Source organism: Amycolatopsis vancoresmycina, from assembly GCF_000716785.1.
Classification (GTDB): Bacteria; Actinomycetota; Actinomycetes; order Mycobacteriales; family Pseudonocardiaceae; genus Amycolatopsis; species Amycolatopsis vancoresmycina.
Window position 1 is genome coordinate 462346 of the sequence record NZ_JNYY01000008.1, and the last position, 19312, is coordinate 481657.

Genomic DNA, 19312 nt, shown 5'->3' on the forward strand with positions numbered 1-19312 from the left:
CGTCGCGGGCCGTCCGATGAGCTTCTTCACCGGCGGTCCCCGTGAGCGTCCCCTGTTCCCCGTTCCGGAGCAGGAGCTCTACGCGTTCAACGGACGGCACTGGACCGATCCCCCGCGCGAGCACATCGTCCCGGCGGTGCTGCCGTGGGCGCAGCCGCTGGGCCGCTCCGAGCGCACGGTGGTCGCGCTGCGGGCCATCGAGGTGTGGCCGGAGGCGCTGACACTGCGCGTCACGGTGTACTCCCGGGACAGCCTGGTCGACGACCCCGCCGAGGGGCTGATCGACCACCGGCGCAAGCCCGACTACAACGGGCTGCTCATCGGCGTGCTCTTCGCCGACGGCAGCCGGGCGAGCTCCGAGACGATCTCGGTGCCGTCCGCGTCCGAACCGGAGGCCCCGGTGCTGCGCGCCCAGCCGGTGGGCGGCACGCGGTTCGCCGTCGAACACGAGATCTTCCTGTGGCCGCTGCCCCCGGCCGGCCCGCTGAAGCTGGTCGTGCAGTGGACCGACCGGGACATCCCGGAGAGCCGGACCACCCTGGACGGCGGCGCGATCCGGGCCGCGGCGAAGGACGCCGCGGAAATCTGGCCGGGGCTCGGCAAGCGGCAGGTGAACGGCCTGCCGGTGCGCCGCGTCGGCAAGCAGGTCGCGCTCACCCCCGATTGGGGGCCGTCGGTGGCCCAGGCGGAAGCACCCGCGCCTGCTCCGGGCGAATGAATCTTTTTCTTGATCTGTGAGCCCGGGCACCGCGGCCCGGGGTCTCTCGAATGGATGAACGGGGTGGGTAGTTAGCGTCGTGGAAACACTTCGACCACCCGGCCGTCATGTCGGGCTGGTGCAGTGGGTCCAACCCCTTCCGACGCACGTGGCCGTGCGCCCCCCGCGAACCCGGAAAGGTCGCCCCATGGCAGGCTCGCTCAGCGCACTCGACGTCGCTTTCCTTTGCCTGGAAAGCGAAACCTCCCCGATGCACATGGGGGCGGTCGTCACCTTCACGGCCCGCGGACCGGTCGACCCGGCCGCGTTGACGGCGCTGCTCGCGCAGCGGGCCGCGCGCCTGCCGAAGCTGCGCCAGCGGGCGCGCGCGGAGCTGTTCCCGCCGGGCTCGGCCCGCTGGGCCGACGATCCGCAGTTCGCCGCGGCCGAGCACGTCGAGCACGTGGCGCTCAGTTCGCTGTACGACCCGGATCCCCTGGCCGCATACGCGTCACAGTGGATCGCCGAGCCGCTCGACACCTCCCGGCCGCTGTGGCACCTGACCCTGGTCACCGGGCTGCCGGACGGGAAGTTCGCGCTGCTGCTGAAACTGCACCACGCGCTGACCGACGGCGCCGGGGCGTACGCGGTCGCGGCCGGGCTGCTCGACGGCGTCGAGCTGCCGGAGCGGGCCGCCGCGCCGGACCGCCCGATCCCGGCCCCGCGCTCCACTTTGGACACGGTGAAGGACGCGCTGGGCACGGTGTGGGACCAGGCGAACGAGACCGCCGGGATCGCGTCGTCGGTGGTGCGGGCCGCGCGCCCGCCGCTGTCGCCGGTGTCGGCCCCGCAGTCCGCCCAGCGGCGGCTCGGGTTCGTGCGGCTGCCCCTGACCGAGTTGCGCCGGGTGCGCCGCGCGCACGGCGGCACCACCAACGACGTCGTGCTGGCGGTGCTTTCGGGCGCGCTGCGCGAGTGGCTGGTGAACCGCGGCCAGCGCGCGGACGGCCGCACGCTGCGCGCGCTGATCCCGGTGAGCGTGCGCGGGCGCGCGGCCGAGCAGCTCGGCGGCAACAAGCTTTCGGGGTACCTGTGCGACCTGCCGGTCGGCGAGGACGACCCGGTCGAGCGGCTGCGCGTGGTCCGCCGGGCGATGGCCCGCAACAAGGCGGCAGGGCCGAGCCGGGGCGCCGGTGCGCTGCCGCTGCTCGCCGGCCGCGTCCCGCCGCTGCTGCACCGGCTCGGCACGCGCACCGCGGGCCTGGCCGCGCCGATGCTGTTCGACCTGGTGATCACGACGGTGCCGCTGCCGCCCGCGCGGCTGTCCCTCGACGGCGCCCGGCTGGCGGAGGTCTACCCGTTCGTGCCGCTGGCCCCGCGCCACGCGGTCGGCATCGCGGTCGCGGCCTACCGCGACTCCGTCCACATCGGTCTTCAGGTCAACGGCGAGGCGGTGCCGGACGTCGGCTCGCTGCGGGACGCGGTGCTCAAGTCGGCGGCCCGGCTGCTCGACGCTTCCTGACTTCCGGTGGCCGCGCGGATCAGCGCCTGCGCGGCCCAGCTCATCACCTCGGCGGCCTCGTCCGGCTCGAGGTGGCAGGCGTCCCGGGTGACGATCAGCGCCTCGACGCCGTAGACGAGCATCAGCGCGTTCGTCAGCCGGCGGTGCTCCTCGGGCGGCAGCTTGCCTTCGAGCGGCTCGAGGACCTGCCGCGTCATGCGGATCCGCTGCTCGCCGCGGACCGGCGCCTCCACCGACGTGCCGCCCTGGGAGAACCACCGGTCGAGGTTCGCGCGGACCAGGGCGCGCCAGTACGCCTCGTCGCCGAACTGCATGTCCGCGGCGTACCGGATCACCACGTCGATCCGCTGCGCCGGGTCGTCCCCGGCGCCTTCGATCAGCTCGCCGAGGTGGACCTCGTCGGCCGAGCGCGTGGCCAGGCCGGCCCACAGCGACTGCGGGTTCGGGAAGTACCGGTAGGCCGTCGCGGTGGACACCATCGCGGCTTCGGCCACGTTGGCCACCGTCATCGGCCGCCCCTCCCGGACCAGCGCCGCCGCGGCGTCGAGCAGCGCCGTCCGGGTGCGCTGTTTCTGGTTGTCGCGGCTCATCGTGGGAAAATCTCCTTGACATGAGAACAGTTTCTCATGACGATAGCATCATCACAGGAGGGGGAGGCACATGACACCGGAAGAGATGGACAAAGTCCTCGGAGCACATTTCGCGGCGGAAGCGGCGCACGACCTCGACGCGATCCTCGAGACGCTCGGCGAAGGCGCCGTGCACGACGCGGTCGGATTCCCCGTGGAGCAGCTGCGGGATCCCGACGCGATCCGCGACCGCTACCGGTTCCTGTTCGGGGCGATGCTGGACGAGCGGATCGAGCCGGTTTCGCGGTTGTACGGCGACAGCTTCCTCGTCGACGAAGCCCAGGTCACCTGCCTGACCGGCGAGGGGTTCCCGGGTGCGCCGGCCGGGCAGCGGGTGACGTTCCGGCTGCTGCACGTCTGCGAGTTCCGCGACGGCCGGATCAGCCGCGAGAACGTCTGGCAGGGCCCGCCGCTCCCGGTCGGCCCATGACCACCGTCGTCCTGGCCGGAGCCTGCCCCCTGGCCACCGCCGGCATCACGGTGGTGGCCACGGCGGGCACCGGGGCCGGAGCGATCGAGGCCGTGCGCCGCCACCGGCCGGACGTCCTGGTGCTGGACCTCGCGCTGGGCGCGGACGTGGCGGCCCGGGCCGGGGTGCCGGTCCTGGCGCTCACCGCGCCGGACGACGCCGCGATCGCGGGCGCCCTGCGCGCCGGGGTGCGCGGGTTCCTGCCCACCGGCGCCGGCCCGGCCGACGTCGTGCGGGCGGTGCGCAACGTCGCCGCCGGCGCCGCCGTGTTCGGTGACGGCGTCGCGGACCAGATCACCCGGCTGCTGCTGTCGCCCTCGCCGCTGCCCGACCTCAGCCCACGAGACCGCGAGATCCTGGCCCTGGCCGCGGACGGCATCACCGACGCGGTGATCGCGCGCCGCCTCGGGATCGCGCCCAAGACGGTGCGCAACCGCGTGTCGGTGATCAGCGTGAAGCTGGGGACCAGGGGCCGCGCGGAGGCGATCACCCTGGCCCGCCGGGCCGGGTTGGCGCCGGTCTAGCCGCGGAGCATCTCCGCGACCAGGAACGCCAGCTCCAGCGACTGCTGGGTGTTCAGCCGCGGGTCGCAGGCCGTCTCGTAGCGGCCGGACAGGTCGACGTCCGAAATCTCCTGGGCGCCGCCCAGGCACTCGGTGACGTCCTCGCCGGTCAGCTCGACGTGGATGCCGCCCGGGTAGGTGCCCAGCTTGTTGTGCACCTCGAAGAAGCCCTGGACCTCGTCGACGATCCGGTCGAAGTGGCGGGTCTTGTAACCGGTGGACGACTCGTGGGTGTTGCCGTGCATCGGGTCGCACTGCCAGATGACCTTGTGCCCGGACGCCTCGACCTTCTCCACGATCGACGGCAGCACCTCGCGGACCTTGCCGTTGCCCATCCGCGCGATGAGCGTCAGCCGGCCCGGTTCGTTGCGCGGGTCGAGCCGCTCGACGTACTCCAGCGCCTGCTCCGGCGTGGTCGTCGGGCCGATCTTCAACCCGATCGGGTTGGCCAGCAGCTCGGCGAACGCGATGTGCGCGCCGTCCAGCTGGCGGGTCCGCTCGCCGATCCAGAGGAAGTGCGACGAGAGGTTGTAGAGCTTCGGGTTGGCCGCGTCGGCGTTGTCCAGGCGCAGCATCGAACGCTCGTAGTCGAGCAGCAGTGCCTCGTGGCTGGCGAAGATCTCGGTCGACTGCAGGGACGTGTCGGTGACGCCGCAGGCCGACATGAACCGCAGGCCGCGGTCGATTTCGTTGGCCAGCGACTCGAAGCGCTGCGCGGCCGGCGAAGCCGACACGAAGTCCTTGTTCCAGTCGTGCACCTGGTGCAGGTCGGCCATGCCGGCGGCGGTGAGGGCGCGGACCAGGTTCATCGCCGCGCCCGCGTTCGCGTAGGCGCGGATCATCCGGCCGGGGTCCGGCACGCGCAGCTCGGGCTTGGCGACCAGGGAGTTGATGATGTCGCCGCGGTACACCGGCAGGCCGAGCGCGTCCGTCGCGGCCGAGCGCGGCTTCGCGTACTGGCCCGCGATGCGGCCGACCTTGACCACCGGCAGGCTGGCGCCGTAGGTGAGGACGACGGCCATCTGCAGCAGCGTGCGCAGGTTGGCCCGGATGTGCGGCTCGGTGTTGGACTCGAACGTCTCGGCGCAGTCGCCGCCCTGCAGGAGGAATGCCTCGCCGCGGGCGACCATGGCCAGCCGGCCCTTCAGCCGGTCGATCTCGGCCGGGACGGTGATCGGCGGCACGCTCTCGAGCACGCCGCGGACCCGCCGGGTCGCCTCGGGGTCGGGCCACTCCGGCTGCTGCGCGGCCGGGAGCGCCAGCGCCTTGTCGAGCCGCTCACGCAGTTCGGGCGGCAGCGGCGGCAGCTCGGGCAGTGTGTCGACGGGGACGTCCACAGTCCAGTTCACAAAGACCAGGATAGGGTTTGCCGCGTGCTGCGCTTCGCCCGGTTGGCCACCGAGGTCCTGGCCCCCTGGGTGTGGGTCCTCACGCTGCCCCTCGCCGTCGCCTGGGCCGCCACCGGGCACCGGCCGCTCCCCGCGCTGGGCTGGGGACTGCTCATCTCGGTCACCGGCTCGCTGATCCCGATGGCGGTGATCGTCCGCGGCGCGAAACGCGGCAAGTGGGACGGCCACCACGTGACGAACCGGGCCGGTCGCCGGGTCCCGCTGCTGGTCGCCGGGCTGTCTCTGGGCCTCGGGTTCGCCGTACTGCTCGCCGGCGGCGCGCCCGCCCAGCTGATCGCCCTCGCCGCGTCGATGCTGGCGAGCCTGGTGGTCGCGGTGGCGATCACGTTCGGCGCGAAGTTCAAGATCTCCCTGCACGCCGCGGTCGCTTCGGCCGCCGTCGTGGTGCTCACGTTGACGTACGGCCCGTGGGCCCTGCTGCTGGCCCTGCCGGTCGCCTGGGTGGCGTGGTCCCGCGTCGCGCTGCGCGACCACACCACCCCGGAGGTGCTGGCCGGCCTGCTGATGGGGGTCGTGGTCGGCGGTGGCGGCTACTGGGCGCTGCTCACCGCGTTGACGTGACCCCGGTCGGAGAGGGACAGGAACCGTCCGCCGCGGGGAAGACCCCGTCACGCAGGTAGCCCAGCACCGCGGCGTTTCCGCAGGCGTTTTCCCGGGTGAAGACGCCGTGCCCGCCGGCGTCGACGGTCACCATCCGCGCCCGGGCGCCGAACGCCGCCCGCGTCTCGCGCGCGCCCGACAGCGGGGTCGCCGGGTCGCGCCGGTTCTGCACCAGCAGGACGTTCGCCGGGCCGGGGCCGCCGACGCGCACCGGCGGCTCGGCGCGCTCGACGGGCCAGAACGCGCACGGGTTCACGTTCGCCGCGGCCGGGCCGAACATCGGGTGCGCCGTCCGTGCACGCTCGACCGCGCGCTGGTAGTAGCCGACCGCCTCGGGCCAGTCGGCGTCGTTGCAGATGACCTGGAGCTGGAGTGCGGCGCGGTTGTCGCCGTCGAGCGGGCCGGCCGCGGCGCGCGCGGTGCCGGCCCATTCCCGGGCCAGTGCCGGGAAGAACGCGTCGTCGTAGAGCCCGTTCCAGGTGTCCGACCGGAACTCCGGCCCGCGGACGGCGGCGAGCTCGGAGAACTTCACCGTCACCGCCGCCGGCGTCCGCCCCAGGTGGTAGCGGTCGTCGCGCTGGGCGGCCCAGGCGGCGAAGTCCGGGAAGCGGTCGTCGAACCCTTCGGCGAACCGCTGGTTGGCGCGCACGTCGAGGCCGCGCGGCCCGAGGACGCTGTCGAGCACGACCCGGTCGGTGCGGCCGGGGAACATCGACGCGTAGGCGGCGCCGAGGTAGCTGCCGTAGGAGACGCCGTAGTAGGAGATCTTCCACTCCCCCAGCGCTTCCCGGATCCGGTCGAGATCGCGGGCGGTGTTCGCGGTCGTCATGTGCGGCAGCAGGTCCCTTGTGGACGCACGACCGCACTTCTCCGCCACGGCACGCGCTTTCGCGGCGGTGGCGGCGACGTCCCGCGGCCCGTCCGCGTACGGGCCGAGGACCGCGCCGCGCTCCTCCGGCGTCGTCATGCCGCACGTCACCGGCGTGCTGTAACCGGTGCCGCGGGGGTCGAAGCCGATGACGTCGTAGGCGTCCGGCAGGCCGGAGCCGCCTACCCGCTGCAGCAGCTGGGCGGGCATGGCGAGCCCGGGACTGCCCGGCCCCCCGGGGTTCATCAGCAGCACCCCTCGCTTCTTGCCGGGGACGGCCGCGTGGCGGGAGATCGTCAGCTCGATGCTGCGTTCCGGGTGCGCGTAGTCGAGCGGAACGCGCAGGGTGGCGCATTCGAGCCCCGCCGTCGGCGACGGCGACATGCCGTAGTCCGGGCAGGGGGTCGTCCAGTGCAGGTTCGGCGCCGCCGCGGCCGGAGGTGCCGCGAGCAGGGGCAGAAAGGCCAGCGCGATCAGGGTTTTCCGCATGCCCCGAGCGTGGTCCGTTCACTCGCCGCCGACGTCAGCCCAGGGACCGGGGTTGCGCCTCCGCCCCCGGGCTGACGCGGGGGTCACGCGGCTTGCGCGCGGTTGTACAGGTTCTGCGCGTCGGCGCCGAAGTACGGGCCGAACATGTAGCCGGGCAGGAAGTTGTAGCCGAAGCTGTTCACCGAAGCCTGCACGCCGGTGCCGGTGGCCTCGTTGAAGGACAGGAACCACGGGCCGCCGCTGGAGCCGCCGGTCATGTTGCAGTTCATGCCGTGGTCCTTGGTGAGCAGGAAGTCGGTGAAGGTGCTGCCGCTGCAGTAGATCAGCTTCGTACCGTCGTAGGGCGAGGCGGCGGGGTAGCCGAAGGTGTACATGTTCTGGTTCTTGGGCTGGTTGAAGGCGATCCCCTGGGCACCGACGACATCGGTCAGCCGCTGCGAGTTGAGCGGGCTGACGACGGCCATGCCGACGTCGTAGTTGATGTCCTCACCGGCTTCCCACTGCGGCGTGGTGAGGGTGGTCTTCGCGGCCCACTGGCCGTAGGGGGCGTTGCCGTTGTTGTAGCCGGGGACGAAGACCCACTGGGTGTGCCAGGTGCCCTGGTACTTCACGCAGTGCCCGGCGGTGACGACGACGCTGCCGTTGGCGCTGGTGACGGCGTCCCCGGAGCAGGACGCTTTCTGGCCGTTGAAGAGGAAGAAGACGCGCCCGGCGGTCTGGGTGACCTTGCCGCCGCCGGTCCAGGCGCCCCCGCCGTTCGGGATGCTCCGGATGACGGCGCTCGGCCCCTTGGCCACGTCTTTCGGCGTGATCTTCGGAGCTGCGACGAGGGAGTCCATGGGGACGGCCGCCCGCATGGCGTCGGGCGTCCAGAAGGGTTTCGTCGCGGCCTGGGCGGGTGCGCCGACCAGGGCGAGCGCGAGGGAGAGGATGGCGGTGACCACCGCGGCTTTCGTGTGCTTCAAGACGCCCCACCTTCCGGAGAAGTGAATCGTCGCAAAGGCGACACAACGACTCGAAAGTAGTTGGCCGTGTACACAGAGCACAGCCGCCGTCCGGCCTAACGCTCTCGGTCCGGTCAGCCGTTCTCGAGTTCGAGACCCACTCGGGCCTCCTGCAGGCGGATGAACTGGTCGACGACCTCGGCCACGCCGGGATGTTCGCCCGGTCGGAGAGCGGGCAGGACCGACGGCCAATCGTTCGACTGCGCCACTTCCGCGAGGAGGCGTGATCGAGCGGGCTCCCCCACGCGACCGGCCATCGCCACCAAAGCCGAACTCCTCCAGAACGGCTGGAGGGAAGTACCGGCAAGGTGCAGTGCCCGTTCGAGGTCGTGCTCGGCCAATCGTTCCAGGAAAATCACAGCCTCCCTCGGGCGCTGCTGCACGCCGAGACCAGCAAGCACCTCGAGGCCATCGACGTACCCGGCGGCACCCATTCCCTCGGCGAGTGATTCCGTCAGCCGGGACGCGGCTGCTTCATCGCCGGCTTGGCTGCACACAATCTCGACTGCCGCCTGAATCCGGCCTGCTTTGCACAATTCTTTGACAACGGACTCGCAAGCACGCTTGCGTGCATGAGGTTCTTCGATGTTTCGGGCGATCTCGAGTGCTTGGCCCGGAAGACCGGCGGCACAGTAGACCTCGACCACTCGTGGCATCTCAGATTCGCGAGGAGGAGTTTCAGCCACGCGGCCACCGAATTCTTGGACGACGCGGCACACTTCTTCCTCCGCTCCGGCAACACGGTGCCGACGAAGCAGAGCAACCATGACCTTGGCCATCAAAAAAGTGCTATCCAGTCGCAGACCCATGTGTTCGGCCAATTCCATATCACCCGACTCGGCCAGCAACTCAGCGATCCCCGAAAAAATGTGCCGCTCCACCCCGGAGGCTAGGGTGATCCGGGCGAACCGTTCGGCAGCAGGCACATCGTTTGCCGCTACGACGAAGTCCGCGACGCGCCGGAAGGATTGTTTGTAGCCGTGTTCGTTGCCCAGGCTGCGGGCGACTGATTCGGCATCCGATGCCAGATTCTCCGCCGTCGAGGCGTCGCCGGCCTTCAGCAGGCCTTCGGCGATCACCGTCATGGCAGCTGCGCGGATTTCCGTACGGGCGTATGGCCGCCACTCTTCGGATTTGTTCGCGAGCAGTTCCATCGCTCGCTCGGCTTCGTTGTGCGCAGCGAGTGACTCGAGAACAAGGAACAATCCACGCCTGCCGTTGACGGGTGACACGAACTCGAGGAGCGACTCCGCGAAGTCGACGCTGTCCTGGCTGATGGCCAGCTCGATGAGGTCGCCCACGTTCCGCTCACGTCGAGTCGGGTCAGTGAGGCCGAACACTTTCTCCTTGGCGCGTCCGAGGTCGGCGTGGGCCAGGTCTTCCAGCTCCAGCGAGAACTCGATCTCCGGCGCGGCCGTGCCTGCCAACGCAACGAGGTCAGCTGCCTCTTCCGGTTTACTGTCGTCCCGGAGCCGGCGCGCAGCTCGCTTGATCACGCCGGCGCGAAGAGGAGGATCGAAGTTTTCGGCGACGGCGACCGCCCGCGCTGCTTCTCCTTGCTCGATCAGCCTGCGAGCCACGAAGTAGCGCGTATTGGTCCTCGCTTTGGTGTCCGATATCTCGTCGGCGGCGGCCAGCATCGAGGCCACGTCGGTCAACGGACGCGGAGCCGACAACGCGAGCACTGCCCGCCTGCGCCAGCCCGGATTCGGGATGGCTTCGGCCAACGCCATGGCCCGCGGGAGATCACCGGTGGCAGCAAGCTCGGTGACAAGGCACTGGGTGACGGTCGGAAACCCTGCTTCGTCGACGACCTCGGCCACGATCCGCTCGGCCCGGTCGGCTTGCCCGGCCGGCACCAGCACTTCGACCAGCGCGAAGACCGCGTCGGCCCGCCGGCCCGGTTCCGAGATCGAACGGGCGAGCGCCTCCGCACGGTCGAATTCGCCCAGCCGCGCCCAAAGCGCCGGCAAGCGCGCCGGGGTCCGGGCGTTCCGGGCTTCCAAGTCATCGCGGTGCATCGACAGCTTGAGCAGACCTAGCACGTCGGGCTGGGCCGACGTGGAGACCTCCGCGTGGGCGGCCGCGATCTCCGCCTGAGCCGCAGCTTCACCACCGGAGACCGCCAGGAGCCGCTCCTGCCGCGCCAGGTCCGTGACGCACTCGACGAGCCGCTGGAGCTGCCCGGTCTCCTGCAGGAGCCGCGGATAACCCAGCAGGAGGAACTGCGGCGTCGACACGGGCCAGCCTCGGTCCCGATACTCGTCAGCCCAGGCCATCAGGCGATCTCGGTAGGTCTGCAAACCATCTCGGCCGAACCGGCCCGCCGCCCGGGCCTGCAGGCCCTCGTGCGCCAGCACGTAGACCTCCGGGCCGGGATGCCACCGGGCACGCCGTCGGCTGAACGCCCGCCCCTCGACGCTGTCCAGAATCCGGTTCGCCGCATCCGCCCGCTGTCCGGCCAGCTCGACGAGGTCGTCCCGGCTCAGGCCGCCGCGGGCGGTGACCAGGAACCCGAGCACGTCCCTGGCCTCGTCCGCCTCCGCGCCGAGGAGGCGGTCGAGGTCTCCTTTCAGCGCCAGCTCGGCCGCGGAAGCCGCGGACGAGGAAACGAGTTCTCGCACGATCGCCGGATCACGCAGGGGGTGGTCCGGGTGCAGGGCCGGCGGGATGCCGGGGTTCGGCCGTCCCGTGACGATGATCCGCATGCCGTGAGCGGGCCGGCGAGGCAGCAGGGCGGCGATGCTCCCGGCTCCGTCGTTGTCCCCCGCTCCGCGGTCCTCGTCCAGCCCGTCCACGATCAGGATCAGCCGCTGACCGCGGCGTGCGCAGGCTTCCGCGGCCGCGTCGAGCAAGCCCGGGAATCCCGACGCGCCGGTGTTTTCCGGGAGCGGGATACCCAGTACTTCGGCCAGCTGCAGGTTGACCTCGGTCAGGAAGCCCGCTCGGCTGTCGGCTTCGGTGTCCGCCGCCCGGACGAAGAAGGCGACCAGCCGGACTTCCTCGGGCGGATCGAGCACGAACGACGCCATGAGCGCGGTCTTGCCGCTCCAGGCGTCGGCCCGCCACCACGCGCAGGACCGCGAGTCGTCAGCCAGGCAGAACCGTTTCAGCTCGGCCAGCTCGGTCTCCCGGCCGACGAGCTCGTCCGGAGCGAGCTCGCGCACTTTTCCCAGGTACCACGACTTCGCCGCGCCACTTCCGCCGTAGTGGAAGTCGCCCGCCACGTACCCGACCTGGACGATGTCGCCGGTGCTGCCGTCACCGGCGGAAACCGAGTTCGCGAACCTGGTCGGCTCGGTTTCCGCCGGCTGGGTCATCGACGATCCTCCCGGTCACGTCCACTGGCTCTCCCCGGCGTCGCTGCGGGAACGCCCGGTGTTACGCCAGAGGATCAGACGACCGCGAGCGGCAGCGCCGTCGGGTGGACCGGGGCCGGCAGGTCCGACGCGCCCGTCAGGTACGTGTCCACCGCGTTGGCCACCGAACGGCCCTCCGCGATCGCCCACACCACCAGCGATGCTCCCCGGTGCGCGTCACCACACACGAACACCCCCGGCGTCTCCGTCTGCCAGTCCGCGCCGCACGAGAGCGTGCCGCGGCGGGTCAACGACAGTCCCAGGCCGTCGAGCAGGGGCATCTGCTCCACGCCCTCGAAGCCGATTGCCAGCAGGACCAGGTCCGCCGGGAGCGTCTCGACCTCATCGTTGATCGGGATCACCTCGCGGCGGCCGGTGGCCGGGTCCTTCTGCACCCGGACCTGCTGCAGCTCGACCGCCGTCACGCGGCCCTCGTCGGACCCCACGAACCGGCGCACCGCCACCGCGAACTTGCGCTCGCCCGACTCCTCGTGCGCCGGGTACGTGCGCAGGATGTACGGCCACGTCGGCCACGGTGACCGGTCGTCGTCGCGGGCGGAGGGCGGCATCGGGTACTGGTCGAGCTGCGTCACCGACAGCGCGCCCTGGCGGGTGGCCGTTCCGTACGAATCCGCGCCCGTGTCGCCGCCGCCGATGATCAGCACGTGCTTGCCGTGGGCGTCGATTGCGGGCGGGCCGTCGCCCTCGACGAACTTGTTCGCCGGGACCAGGTGCTCCATCGCCAGGTGGATGCCCGCCAGCTCGCGGCCCGGGGTCGTCGTGTCGTCGCGGCCGCGCAGGGCACCCACCGCCAGGACCACCGCGTCGTACTGCGCGCGCAGGTCCTCCACCGACAGGTCGACGCCGACCTCGCAGCCCGTCACGAACCGGGTGCCCTCCTTGCGCAGCTGCGCCAGGCGCCGGTCGAGGACCTTCTTCTCCATCTTGAACTCGGGAATGCCGTAGCGCAGCAGCCCGCCGAGGCGGTCGTCGCGCTCGAACACCGTCACCTCGTGGCCGGCGCGGGTCAGCTGCTGCGCCGCCGCGAGGCCGGCCGGACCGGAGCCGACGATCGCCACGCGGCGGCCACTGGACACTTCGGACACCTGCGGCTGGACGTAGCCCGCTTCCCAGGACTGGTCGGCGATCGTCTGCTCGACGCGCTTGATCGCCACCGGGCCGCCCGACAGCGGCGAAATCGACAGCACGCAGCCCGCCTCGCACGGCGCCGGGCACAGCTTCCCGGTGAACTCGGGGAAGTTGTTGGTCGCGTGCAGCCGGTCGCTCGCCGCGGCCCAGTCGCCGCGGCGGACCAGGTCGTTCCACTCCGGGATCAGGTTGCCCAGCGGGCAACCGGAGCCGCCGGAGTGGCAGAACGGGATGCCGCAGTCCATGCACCGCGACGCCTGCTTGCGCACCTTTTCGTTGCGCTCGCCCGGGTCGACGTCCGCGTAGACCTCGCCCCACGAGGAAAGCCTTTCCTCGTAGGACTTCTTCTTCGGCTCTTCGCGCTCGAACTTCAGGAAACCGGTCGGGTCAGCCACGAGCGGCCTCCATGATCGCTTCGTCGACGTCGCGGCCGGCGGCACGGGCCGCCTTCGCCGCGTCCAGGACCCGCTGGTAGTCGCGCGGCATCACCTTGGTGAACGCCACGGAGCGGCGCGGCCAGTCGCCGAGCAGCGAGGCCGCCACCGCGGAGCGGGTGAGATCGTAGTGCTGCTGCACGGTTTTCTTCAGCCACGCCAGGTCGTCCGCGGTCGGCCGCAGCAGGTCCACCATGTCCTGGTTGACCTTCTTCGCGTCGACGTCGAGGACGAAGGCGATGCCGCCGGACATGCCGGCCGCCAGGTTGCGCCCGGTCGGGCCGAGGACCACCGCGCGGCCGCCGGTCATGTACTCGAAGGCGTGGTCGCCGACGCCTTCGGCGACGACCGTGGCGCCGGAGTTGCGGACGCAGAAGCGTTCGCCGACCTGGCCGCGCAGGAAGATCTCGCCGCCGGTGGCGCCGTAGGCGATCGTGTTGCCCGCGATCGTCTGCGCCTCGGCCGCGAACGCCGCCTCCGGGTCGGGGCGGACGACGATCCGGCCGCCGGAAAGACCCTTGCCGACGTAGTCGTTCGCGTCGCCGACCATGTCGAGGGTGATGCCGCGCGGCAGGAACGCGCCGAGCGACTGGCCCGCCGACCCGGTGAGCGTGACGTTGATCGTGTCCTCGGGCAGGCCTTCCCCGCCGTAGCGGCGGGTGATCTCCGAGCCGAGCAGCGTGCCGACGGTCCGGTTGACGTTGCGCACCGGCAGCTCGATGTTCACGTGGTGCGCGTCTTCCAGCGCCGCCTCGGCGAGCTGGATGAGCGTGCGGTCCAGAGCGTGCTCGAGGCCGTGGTCCTGGCCCCGGGTGCGCCGCTTCGCGCCGCCGTACGGGGTCTCCTGCGGCATCTCGAAGATCGGCGCCAGGTCCAACCCGGACGCTTTCCAGTGGTCGACGGCCTCGTCGGTGTTCAGCAGCTCGGCGTGGCCGATGGCCTCGTCGAGAGTGCGGAAGCCCAGCGCCGCCAGGGTTTCCCGGACTTCTTCGGCGACGAACTTGAAGAAGTTCACCACGTGCTCGACCTGACCGGTGTAGCGCTTGCGGAGCTCCGGGCTCTGCGTGGCGACGCCGACCGGGCAGGTGTCGAGGTGGCAGACGCGCATCATGATGCAGCCCGCGACGACGAGCGGCGCCGTCGCGAAGCCGTACTCCTCGGCGCCGAGCAGCGCCGCGATCACGACGTCCCGCCCGGTCTTCATGGCGCCGTCCACCTGCACGGTGATCCGGTCGCGCAACCCGTTGAGCAGCAACGTCTGCTGGGTCTCGGCGAGGCCGATCTCCCACGGCGTGCCCGCGTGCTTGAGCGAGTTCATCGGGGACGCGCCGGTGCCGCCGTCGTGCCCGGAGATGAGCACGACGTCCGCGTGCGCCTTGGACACGCCCGCCGCGACCGTGCCGACGCCCAGCGAGGACACCAGCTTCACGTGGATGCGGGCGTGCTCGTTGGCGTTCTTGAGGTCGTGGATCAGCTGGGCCAGGTCCTCGATGGAGTAGATGTCGTGGTGCGGCGGCGGGGAAATGAGGCCGACACCCGGCGTCGAGTGCCGGGTCCGCGCGATCCACGGGTACACCTTGTTCGGCGGCAGCTGGCCGCCCTCGCCGGGCTTCGCGCCCTGCGCCATCTTGATCTGGATGTCGTCGGCGTTCACCAGGTATTCGCTGGTGACGCCGAAGCGGCCCGACGCGACCTGCTTGATCGCGCTGCGGCGCTCGGGGTCGTAGAGCCGCTCGGGGTCTTCGCCGCCCTCGCCGGTGTTGGACCGGCCGCCGATCCGGTTCATCGCGATGGCCAGGGTTTCGTGCGCCTCGGCCGAAATCGAGCCGTACGACATCGCGCCGGTGTTGAAGCGCTTGAAGATCGCTTCGGCGGGCTCGACCTCGTCCAGCGGCACCGGCTCACGGACGCCGTCCTTGAACGAGAAGAGGCCGCGCAGCGTGCCACCTTCGCGGTAGAGGCGGTGCACCTCGTCGGTGTACTTGCGGTACACCTCGTCGCGGCCGGTCTTGGACGCGTGCTGCAGCAGGAACACCGTCTCCGGCGTGAACAGGTGCAGCTCGCCCTCGCGGCGGTAGGCGTACTCGCCGCCGGTCTCGAGTCCACGGTGGACCCGATCGGTGGGGTTGTCCGGGTACGCGCGGCGGTGGCGCGTCGCGACCTCTTCGGCGAGCACCTCGAGGCCGACGCCGCCGAGCTTCGACGACGTCCCGGTGAAGTACTCGTCGAGCAGGTCCTGGCTCAGGCCGAGGGATTCGAAGACCTGGGCGGCGGTGTAGGCGCCGACCGTGGAGATGCCCATCTTGGACATGATCTTCAGGACGCCCTTGACCAGCGCCTGCACGTAGTTGCGGATCGCCTTGGCCGGCTCGATGCCGGTGACCGCGCCCTGCCCGATCATGTCTTCGATGGTTTCGAAGGCCAGGTACGGGTTGACCGCGGCGGCGCCGTAGCCGAGCAGCAGCGCGATGTGGTGCACCTCGCGCGCGTCGCCGGATTCGACGACCAGCGCGACGCGCAGGCGTTCCTTGGTGCGGACCAGGTGGTGGTGGACCGCCGACACGAGCAGCAGCGACGGGATCGGCGCCATCCGGTGGTCGGAGTCGCGGTCGGACAGCACCAGCGTGCGCGCGCCGGCCGCGATGGCCTCGGACGCTTCACGCCGGACGCGCTCGATCGCACCAGCCAGCGCCTCCGCGCCACCATCCACTTCGTACAGTCCGGAAAGGACACTGCACGCGAAGCCCGGCAGGTCGCCGTCGTCGTTGATGTGGATGAGTTTCGCGAGCTCGTCGTTGTCGATGACCGGGTACGGCAGCTTGAGATGGCGGCAGGACGCCGGCCCCGGGGCCAGCAGGTTGCGCTCCGGGCCCATGATCCGCGCCATGCAGGTGACGAGCTCTTCGCGGATCGCGTCCAGCGGCGGGTTGGTGACCTGGGCGAAGTTCTGCTTGAAGTAGTCGTAGAGCAGGCGAGATCGTTGCGACAGCACCGCGGGCGGGGTGTCCGACCCCATCGAGCCGATCGGCTCCGCGCCCTTCTCGGCCATCGGCGCGAGCAGGATCTTGAGCTCTTCTTCGGTGTAGCCGAAGGAAAGCTGGCGGCGCAGCACGGAGTCGTGGCTCTGCACGACGTGGTCGCGGTCGGGCAGCTCGGCGATCTTCAACAGGCCCGCGTGCAGCCAGGAGTCGTAGGGCAGCTCGGCGGCCAGCGCGGACTTGACTTCTTCGTCGTCCACGATCCGGCCGGCCTCGGTGTCGACCAGGAACATCTTGCCGGGCTTGAGCCGTCCCTTGGCGACGACGTCCTTCGCGGCGACGTCCAGGACACCGGCCTCGCTGGCCAGGACCACGCGGTCGTCGGCCGTGCGCCACCAGCGCGCCGGGCGCAGGCCGTTGCGGTCCAGCACCGCCCCGACCAGGCTGCCGTCGGTGAAGGTGACGCACGCCGGGCCGTCCCACGGTTCCATCAGGCTCGCGTGGAACTGGTAGAACGCGCGGCGCTCGGGCTTCATGGTGGCGTGGTTCTCCCACGCCTCCGGGATCATCATCAGCACCGCGTGCGGCAGCGACCGGCCGCCCAGGTGCAGCAGCTCCAGGACCTCGTCGAACGACGCCGAGTCCGACGCGTCCGGCGAGCAGATCGGGAACAGCCGGGACAGGTCGCCGGTGAGGACGTCCGATTCGAGCAGCGCCTCGCGGGCCCGCATGCGGTTGCGGTTGCCGCGGATGGTGTTGATTTCACCGTTGTGGGCGACGAACCGGAACGGGTGGGCGAGCGGCCACGACGGGAAGGTGTTGGTGGAGAAGCGGGAGTGGACCAGCGCGATGGCGCTTTCCAGCCGTTCGTCGCGCAGGTCGGCGAAGAACGCGGGCAGCTGCTCCGGCGTCACCATGCCCTTGTAGACGAGCGTCCGGGAGGACAGGGACGGGAAGTACGTGCCGCAGCCGGCGGTGACGCTCTCGTGCTCGACGCGCTTGCGCAGGCAGAACGCGAGCCTGTCCAGCTCCAGGCCGGATTTTCCGTCGGCGGTGACGAAAAGCATGGCGAAGTGCGGCATGACCGAGCGGGCGGTCGGGCCGATGTCGGCCCGGTCGGCGTCGACCGGGACCTCGCGCCAGCCGAGGACCTCCAGGCCCTCTTCGACGGCGATGCGTTCGGCCAGCCCGATCGCCTTGCGGCGCTCCTCGGCGTCCTGGGGCAGGAAAGCGATGCCGGCGGCGTAGGTGTGGTGGCCTTGTTCACCGGGTTCGGGCAGCGTGAAGCCGGCTTCGGCGCGCAGCAGCGTGTCGGGCAGCTGCAGCAGGATGCCGGCGCCGTCGCCGCTGGTGGGTTCGGCGCCCGCGGCGCCGCGGTGGTCGAGGTTGGTCAGCGCGGCCAGGCCGTCGGTGACGATGCCGTGGGAACGGCGCCCGCGGATGTCGGCCACCATGGCCACACCGCAGGAGTCCTGTTCGGTCTCCGGATCGTAGAGACCCTGCTTGCCGGGAATGGCGGAGAAGATCATGAAGGGACCTCCTTCGTCGTCTTGTCGTGCGGGGCCGGGCTACCGGCCGGGGAGCGCACGGGACGACGATGGCCCGCTTGTTAGCGCGACTTTAACACCTGGGAAACACGCCAGCAGCACTTCAGAGCGCCCCGGACGGCGGCGGACGGTAACGATCTGGCTGCGCGGAACGACATAGTTCCTGATGGGTTCCCGGTAGTTCGGTCCGCTAAGTATACGGCCCGGAAACTCCGGTCAAGTCTAACGTGACCTGATCGGCGCGCTGTGTCGGCGGTCACTAGAACGTGTTACATTTCGCCGCATGATCCTCGATCGGTTCAAGCTCACCGGCCAGGTCGCGGTGGTCACCGGCGCCGGACGCGGAATCGGCGCGGCCACCGCCGTCGCCCTCGCCGAAGCGGGCGCTGACGTCGTGATCGCGTCCCGCACCGAGTCCCAGCTCAAGGACGTCGCCGCGCTCGTGGCCGACGCCGGCCGCCGGGCCGTCCCGGTGCCGGTGGACCTGTCTTCCCCGGACGCGGCGGCAGCGCTGGCGGCGACGGCGGTGTCGGAGTTCGGCCGGCTCGACCTGGTGGTCAACAACGTCGGCGGCACGTACCCGCGCCCGTTGCTGGAGAGCACGGTGGAGTTCATGGAGGAGGCGTTCCGCTTCAACGTGGCGACGGCCCACGCCCTGACGGTGGCGGCGGCACCGTCCCTGGTGGAGACGGGCGGCTCGGTGGTCAACATCTCGTCGGTGATGGGCCGGGTCGCGGGCCGCGGCTTCGCGGCGTACGGCACGGCGAAAGCGGCTCTGGCGCACTACACGCGCCTGGCCGCGGCGGACCTGGCCCCTCGCGTACGCGTCAACGCCATCTCGGTGGGCTCGGTGGCGACGTCGGCGCTGGAGATCGTGGTGGGCAACCCGGAGCTGAAGGAGAAGATGGAGTCCGCGACGCCGCTGCGGAAGATCGGCGAAGCCGAGGACATCGCGGCCACCGTGGTCTTCCTGGCGTCCCGCGCCGGCGGGTACATCACCGGCAAGATCCTCGAGGTCGACGGCGGGCTGCAGACGCCGAACCTGGAGCTGGGCCTGCCGGATCTCTGAGCAGGCCACCTGGTCAGAGCTCACAACGACAAACGCCATTCTCAGTATTCTTGGCCGGCCACCAATGCACTCGACCCACCCGTTCGGCGCATCCATGCCGATCGCGATGCCTCAGCCGGTTACGTAATCGTTACTAAAAGTCACGCGACCATCGGCGCGGCAGGTAGCCCGAGCAGTGAGGGAAGGAGGCGGGAAAGACCCACTCCGAGCTCGGTCCGAGCAGATGAAGCGGCCGTTGACCTCGGGTGGAGCACTGGATCGACTGAAAGTCTTCTGTCGATCTGTCGACGACAGCCGTCGGCCGCCACAGCGCCTCTTCGGGATACCGAGACAGCCCGTCCTGCTGCCACAGCCGACGCACAAGCTCATCGAACCCAAACGCGGCGCCGTCCACCCGGCAGAGCGCCATCTCCTACTCCCCCCGCGGCAGGTTCGTCAACGAAGTTGACTGTATCGATCCAGTCTTGGCAAACGCACATCCGAGGCAACGTGTTGCCGACCGGACCCGAGCTAGCTACAGCTAGCC

Annotated in this window: 13 protein-coding genes; 6 read left to right on the plus strand and 7 right to left on the minus strand. The window is 70.7% G+C overall.

The window, feature by feature from the left end:
- Positions 1-16: 16 nt before the first annotated feature.
- Complete coding sequence (locus OO60_RS21950; protein ID WP_003100778.1) at positions 17-718, plus strand: hypothetical protein; 702 nt, start codon at positions 17-19, stop codon at positions 716-718.
- Positions 719-905: 187 nt separating this feature from the next.
- Positions 906-2219 carry a wax ester/triacylglycerol synthase family O-acyltransferase gene (locus OO60_RS21955; protein ID WP_081911240.1) on the plus strand — a complete coding sequence of 438 codons (1314 nt, stop codon included), beginning with the start codon at positions 906-908 and terminating at the stop codon, positions 2217-2219.
- Here OO60_RS21955 and OO60_RS21960 read toward each other — a convergent pair.
- Positions 2132-2809, minus strand: a complete 678-nt coding sequence (locus OO60_RS21960; RefSeq protein ID WP_156081315.1) for a TetR/AcrR family transcriptional regulator — start codon at positions 2807-2809, stop codon at positions 2132-2134. The two genes, OO60_RS21955 and OO60_RS21960, sit on opposite strands and share 88 nt — an antisense overlap.
- Positions 2810-2879: 70 nt before the next feature.
- Between OO60_RS21960 and OO60_RS21965 the strand changes: the two genes are divergently transcribed.
- Both OO60_RS21965 and OO60_RS21970 read left to right on the plus strand, forming a co-directional pair.
- Positions 2880-3278 carry a nuclear transport factor 2 family protein gene (locus OO60_RS21965; protein WP_033261962.1) on the plus strand — a complete coding sequence of 133 codons (399 nt, stop codon included), beginning with the start codon at positions 2880-2882 and terminating at the stop codon, positions 3276-3278.
- A complete protein-coding gene (locus tag OO60_RS21970) occupies positions 3275-3841 on the plus strand; it encodes a response regulator transcription factor (protein ID WP_033261963.1) in 567 nt (188 codons plus the stop codon). Before OO60_RS21965 ends, OO60_RS21970 begins: the two co-directional genes overlap by 4 nt.
- Here the strand turns inward: OO60_RS21970 and OO60_RS21975 are convergent.
- Positions 3838-5229, minus strand: a complete 1392-nt coding sequence (locus tag OO60_RS21975) for a class II 3-deoxy-7-phosphoheptulonate synthase (RefSeq protein ID WP_003081049.1) — start codon at positions 5227-5229, stop codon at positions 3838-3840. The genes OO60_RS21970 and OO60_RS21975 overlap by 4 nt on opposite strands.
- A gap of 24 nt (positions 5230-5253) precedes the next feature.
- Between OO60_RS21975 and OO60_RS21980 the strand changes: the two genes are divergently transcribed.
- Complete coding sequence (locus tag OO60_RS21980) at positions 5254-5850, plus strand: phosphatase PAP2 family protein (RefSeq protein ID WP_003081046.1); 597 nt, start codon at positions 5254-5256, stop codon at positions 5848-5850.
- On the opposite strand, the gene OO60_RS21985 is transcribed toward OO60_RS21980, so the two are convergent.
- From OO60_RS21985 to gltB, 5 genes are all read right to left on the minus strand, one after another.
- Positions 5834-7246, minus strand: coding sequence for an alpha/beta hydrolase (locus tag OO60_RS21985; protein WP_033261964.1), 1413 nt, complete (start codon positions 7244-7246; stop codon positions 5834-5836). The genes OO60_RS21980 and OO60_RS21985 overlap by 17 nt on opposite strands.
- Positions 7247-7329: 83 nt before the next feature.
- Positions 7330-8211 (minus strand): trypsin-like serine peptidase, encoded by an 882-nt coding sequence (locus OO60_RS21990; protein WP_003081040.1) that lies wholly within the window; start codon positions 8209-8211, stop codon positions 7330-7332.
- Positions 8212-8324: 113 nt separating this feature from the next.
- On the minus strand, positions 8325-11570 hold the full coding sequence (locus OO60_RS21995; protein WP_003081037.1) for a hypothetical protein: 3246 nt from the start codon (positions 11568-11570) through the stop codon (positions 8325-8327).
- Between the two features lie 74 nt (positions 11571-11644).
- A complete protein-coding gene (locus tag OO60_RS22000) occupies positions 11645-13153 on the minus strand; it encodes a glutamate synthase subunit beta (protein ID WP_003081033.1) in 1509 nt (502 codons plus the stop codon).
- A complete protein-coding gene (gene gltB, locus OO60_RS22005) occupies positions 13146-17699 on the minus strand; it encodes a glutamate synthase large subunit (protein WP_003081027.1) in 4554 nt (1517 codons plus the stop codon). Before gltB ends, OO60_RS22000 begins: the two co-directional genes overlap by 8 nt.
- Positions 17700-18000: 301 nt before the next feature.
- Here gltB and OO60_RS22010 point away from each other — a divergent pair, with 301 nt between their 5' ends.
- Positions 18001-18786, plus strand: coding sequence for an SDR family oxidoreductase (locus tag OO60_RS22010; RefSeq protein ID WP_003081025.1), 786 nt, complete (start codon positions 18001-18003; stop codon positions 18784-18786).
- The last annotated feature ends 526 nt before the right edge of the window (positions 18787-19312 follow it).